This window comes from Novosphingobium sp. 11B, assembly GCF_054589055.1.
The window spans coordinates 1-5,524 of sequence record NZ_BAAILP010000056.1 but is presented as its reverse complement, the minus strand read 5'-3'; the positions used below and the strand labels follow the sequence as shown (position 1 = coordinate 5,524).

3 protein-coding genes and 1 riboswitch are annotated in these 5,524 nt (G+C 68.5%); all 3 genes read left to right on the top strand.

What is annotated here, in order from left to right:
• Window positions 1-129: 129 nt before the first annotated feature.
• Window positions 130-1,434 (top strand): fumarylacetoacetase, encoded by a 1,305-nt coding sequence (gene fahA / locus ACYPYD_RS04585; protein WP_459662259.1) that lies wholly within the window; start codon window positions 130-132, stop codon window positions 1,432-1,434.
• Between the two features lie 39 nt (window positions 1,435-1,473).
• Window positions 1,474-1,715: riboswitch (cobalamin riboswitch) on the top strand.
• A gap of 185 nt (window positions 1,716-1,900) precedes the next feature.
• Complete coding sequence (gene cobW / locus ACYPYD_RS04580; protein WP_459662258.1) at window positions 1,901-2,950, top strand: cobalamin biosynthesis protein CobW; 1,050 nt, start codon at window positions 1,901-1,903, stop codon at window positions 2,948-2,950.
• Window positions 2,951-3,182: 232 nt separating this feature from the next.
• Window positions 3,183-5,524 (top strand): cobaltochelatase subunit CobN (cobN, locus tag ACYPYD_RS04575; RefSeq protein WP_459662257.1); only part of this gene is annotated, 2,342 nt, incomplete at its 3' end.

Here is a 5,524-nt window from a genome sequence, read left to right as displayed (position 1 = left end):
ACTTGATCCGGGACCGCTGGCGGTCTTTAGATGCGACCTTGCTGGTCTGCGCTCATCGAAAGGTGGACTGTTCAAGGCCAGCGGTCCCGGATCAAGTCCGGGACAACGAGAGAATATGGAGAGCGACCTGTGAACTGGTGGACCATCGACGAAACCCATGACCCCGCTCGCAAAAGCTGGGTCGACAGCGCCGACGGCCACCGCGACTTCCCGGTCCAGAACCTGCCCTTCGGTGTGTTCTCAACCTCAGAAGAGACACCGACGCGGATCGGCGTGGCAATCGGCAACCAGGTCCTGGACATCCGGGCACTGGCCGCAGCAGGCCTCGTCCCCGCAAACCTCGCCGAAATCTGCAGCAATGCGGACATGGCCCGCCTGCTGGCCATTCCCGCGCAAGACCGCCGCGCCCTGCGCCATGCCCTCTCCGACCTGCTCTGCGACGAAGCCAGGCGGCCGGTCATCGAGCCCATGCTGCACCCGGTCGAAGCCTGCATGCTGCACCTGCCGACGCGCATCGGCGACTACACCGACTTCTATGTCGGTATCCATCACGCCAACAACATCGGCCGCCAGTTCCGCCCGGACAACCCGCTGCTGCCCAACTACAAGCACGTGCCGATCGGCTATCACGGCCGCGCGTCCTCGATCCGTCCCTCGGGTGTTCCGGTCGTGCGCCCCACCGGCCAGCGCAAACCGCCCGAGGCCGATGCGCCGATCTTCGCGCCGACTGCAAGGCTCGACTACGAACTGGAAATGGGCGTCTGGATCGGCCGCGGCAACGACCTCGGCGAGCCTGTTCCGATCACCGATGCTGCGCAGCATATCGCCGGTTTTTGCCTGCTCAACGACTGGTCCGCGCGCGATGTGCAGGGGTGGGAATACCAGCCGCTCGGCCCGTTCCTGTCGAAGAACTTCCACTCGACGATTTCGCCATGGGTCGTCACGCCCGAAGCCCTCGCGCCCTTCCGCGCGGCCCAGCCGCCCCGACCGGAAGGCGACCCGCAGCCCCTGCCCTATCTGTCTGACGCGGATGATCAGGCCCACGGCGCGCTGGGCGTCATGCTGCAGGTCCACCTGACCACGCAGGCCATGCGCAAGGCCGGGCTTCCGCCCCATCGCCTCAGCCACGGCCCGGCGACCAACATGTACTGGACGGTGAACCAGATGGTCGCGCACCATGCATCCAACGGCTGCAACCTGACGCCCGGCGACCTGCTCGGCACCGGCACGATTTCCGCTCCCGAGCGAGAGGGTTTCGGCAGCCTCATGGAATTGTCGCAGGGCGACAAGTCGCCCCTCACCTTGGCCAGTGGCGAGACCCGCACGTTCCTGGAGGACGGCGACGAAATCTCCATCACCGCCACCGCCGCCGCTGACGGCTTCGTTTCCATCGGTTTCGGAGAATGCCGCGCCCGCATCCTTCCGGCACGCTGAAACCAACACTTGCGCCCACCCCTGCCTCCCGGTATCCGCCGGGAACAAGATCGCGCCGGTGCCCCGCAAGGGGCTTAAAAGGGAAGGCGGTGGGAACGGTTCGCCGTTCGAATCCGCAGCTGTCCCTGCAACTGTAAGCGGCGAGCGCGATGCACATCGCCTGTCCCCAGCGGGACGGGCAGCCACTGAGGCCGGACGCTGCGACATGCGAGGCTTCGGGAAGGCCGTGCATCAAGCTGTGACCCGCGAGCCAGGAGACCTGCCGGCGTCTGGTCGCTCTTGCCTTGGTCCAGGGGATGGCCGCGGCACGGTTCACCGTCTGAGCGACGACACGCATGCGGCCCGGGGCCGCGGCGGAGCAGGTCGCCGGGCGTCTTCGCGCCTGTCCGTCGCCCCTGCCCCGCGCCGGCGCGAAAGCGCCGGTACGCCCCGCCGCGAGAAGTCGCCGGCGCGGGAGTTGAGAGCCTTGAGCAAAGTACCCACCACCGTCATCACCGGCTTCCTCGGCGCCGGCAAGACCACGCTGATCCGCCACCTTCTGCAGAACGCAAAGGGCCGCCGCCTCGCCCTCGTCATCAACGAGTTCGGCGACGTCGGCGTCGACAGCGAACTGGTCAAGGGCTGCAACGACGAAGCCTGCCCCGAGGACGACATCCTCGAACTCGCCAACGGCTGCATCTGCTGCACCGTGGCCGACGACTTCCTGCCGACGATGCAGAAGCTGCTGGATCGCGAGACGCCGCCCGACCACATCATCATCGAAACCTCCGGCCTCGCGCTGCCCAAGCCACTGGTCAAGGCCTTCCAGTGGCCTGACATCCGCACCCGCGCGACGGTGGACGGCGTGATCGCCCTGATCGACGCCGATGCCGTCGCCGCCGGTCGCTTCGCCACGGACGAGGAAGCCCTCGCCGCCGCCCGCGCCGCCGATCCCAACCTCGACCACGACAGCCCGCTCGAGGAACTGTTCGAGGAACAGCTGGGCTGCGCCGACATGGTGGTGCTCAACAAGACCGACCTCGTTGATGCGGACGTGCTGGCCGAAGTCGAGAAGACCGTCGCCGCCGAGACGCGCCCCGGCGTCAAGATCGTGCGCGCGGACCACGGCGCGGTGGATATCGCCGCGCTGCTCGGCATCGTCGCGGCGGCCGAGGACGACCTCGACAGCCGCAAGTCGCACATCGACGGCCTGGCCGACGATCACGACCATGACGACTTCGACACCTTCATCCTGAACGGCGGCGAAGTGGCCGATCTCGACGCGCTGCTGGTAGGCCTGAAGGAACAGATCGCCGCGCACGACGTGCTGCGCGTGAAGGGCATGGTCGCGCTGGCGGGCAAGCCCAGCCGCCTCGTCCTGCAGGGCGTCGGCCCGCGCATCCAGCACTTCTTCGACCGCGCGTGGAAGCTCGAAGAACCGCGCCGCACGCAGCTGGTGGTTATCGGCCAGAAGGGGCTGGACCGCGCGGCCATCGAAGCCGCGCTGGCGGGTGTGCTAGGTTCGGTCCCGGCGTAAGCACAACCATGTACCCCAACCTTCGTCATTGCGAGCGTAGCGCGGCAATCCAGAGCCGCGCAAACCGCCCTGGATTGCTTCGCTGCGCTCGCAATGACGAGCGGTGGGGAGGCGAACCGGCGTTGAACGAAGATCTGCGGCTTCCCCCCCTCCTCCGTCATTGCGAACCCGCGCAGCGGGTGAAGCAATCCAGGGCGGTTCGCACTGCCGTCAGCCCGGCGAGCGCCGCCTGATGCACCTGCTTTCCGCCACCCCGGGCACGATCTCCAACGGCGAGGAGGCGATCGACCTCGACCAGCCGCCGGGCGACGTCGTCATCCTGACGGTGGCGGACAGCGAACTCGCCTGCTTCGCCAAAGCGGCGGCAGGGCTGCCGGAGGGCGCGCCGAGCGTCCGCCTCGCCAACCTGCTGCAGTTGCGGCACCCGTATTCGGTCGACCTTTACGTCGAGAAGGTGATCGCCCACGCAAAATTCGTCTGCGTGGTGCTGCTCGGCGGCAAGAGCTACTGGCCCTACGGCATCGACGAAATCGCGCTGATCGCCCGCGAGAAGGGCATCGCCTTCGCCGCCATCGCCGACGGGCGTGAGGATGATCCGACGCTGACGGTCGCCTCCACCCTCCCCGCCGAGACGGTCGAGCACCTCCGCGACTACCTGCGGCAGGGCGGCAGCGCCAATGCCCTGTCGTTCCTGCGCACCGCCGCAAGGCTGATCGGCGCGGACTGCGGCCAGCCGGACGATCCGGTGCCGGTGGCCGACGCCGGGCTCTACCTGCAAGGCGTGGATCGGCCGAGCTTGGCCGACTTGCGCGCATCATGGCGCCCCGACGCCCCTGTCGTGCTGCTGGTATTCTACCGCGCGCTGATGATCGCGGGCACGCTCGACGCCGTGGACGCGATGGTCGCCGCATTGCAAATGCGCGGGTTCAACGTCGCCGCCGTCCATGTCCGCGCGCTGCGAGAGCCTTTCGCCATCGACTGGCTCGGCGGCCTGATGGCCGAGATCGCGCCCGACGTGATCGTCAATGCCACCAGCTTCGCCTCCTCGTCCTCGGGCGAGCCGCGCGTCGGCGGGGTTCTCGAACGCGCCGACTGCCCGATCCTGCAGGTCGCTTTCGCGGGTGTCGAGGAAGCGGACTGGCAGGCCGCCGCACGCGGCCTCGGCCCGCGCGATCTGGCGATGAACGTGGCGCTTCCCGAACTCGACGGCCGCCTGTTCACCCGCGCCGTCGCCTTCAAGGCCGCCGAACGCTTCGACGAAGTGACGAAGTGCGGCATCGTCGTCCCCCGCGTCGCGCCCGATCGCGTGGCCTTCGTAGCAGACCTCGCCGCCAACTGGGCGAGCCTGCGCCGTACCGTGCCCGCGCAGCGCAAGGTGGCGCTGGTGCTCGCCAACTATCCCAACCGCGACGGGCGGATCGGCAATGGCGTCGGCCTCGACACGCCCGCCAGCGCGGCCTCGATCCTCTCCAGCCTTCGTGCCGCCGGATACGATACCGGCGGCGCGCCCGAGGACGGGCAGGCGCTGATGCGGCTGATGACCGGCGGGGTGACCAACGACCTCACATCACTGGATCGACCCGGCGAGATTTCGCTGCCGCTGGCCGACTACGAAGCCGCCTTCGCCGGAGTGCCCGAAAGCGCACGCAAGAAGATGCTGGAGCGCTGGGGTGCGCCCTCTGCCGATCCCTTCGTGAAGGACGGCGCGTTCCGGCTGGCAGTCCACCGCTTCGGCAATGTCTGCGTCGCCGTGCAACCGGCGCGGGGGTACAACATCGACGCCAAGGAAACCTACCACGACCCGGCGCTGCCGCCGCCGCACGCCTACCTCGCCTTCCACGTCTGGCTGGGGCGGCGGTTCGGCGCGCAAGCGCTGGTGCATGTGGGCAAGCACGGCAATCTCGAATGGCTGCCCGGCAAGGCGATCTCGCTCTCTGCGACATGCTTCCCCGAGATCTGCGCCGGGCCGCTGCCGCAGCTCTACCCCTTCATCGTCAACGACCCCGGCGAGGGCACGCAGGCCAAGCGCCGCATCGGTGCAGTCATCATCGATCACCTGACGCCGCCGCTGACGCGCGCGGAAAGCTACGGGCCGCTCAAGCACCTCGAGGCGCTGGTGGACGAATACTACCTCGCCGCCGGGATGGACCCGCGCCGTCTGGAGCGGCTACGGCGCGACATCATCGACCTGGCCCGCTCGCAGGGACTGGACAAGGACGCCGGGGCCGAGGGTGACGGCGACGATGCGCTGTCGGCGATCGACAACTATTTGTGCGAACTCAAGGAACTGCAGATCCGCGACGGGCTGCATGTCTTCGGGCAATCGCCGGAGGGGCGCTTGCGGCGCGATCTGCTGGTGGCGCTGGCACGCACGCCGCGCGGGTATGACGGGCCGGGGCAAGCCTCGCTGCTGCGGGCGATGGCCGAGGATTTCGCGCTGGGGTTCGACCCGCTCGACTGCCGCATGGCGGACCGCTGGGATGGCCCGAGGCCGGAGGCGCTGGCGGCGGTATCGGACGAGCCCTGGCGCACGCTGGGTGATACAGTCGAGCGGCTGGAACTGCTGGCGGCGGA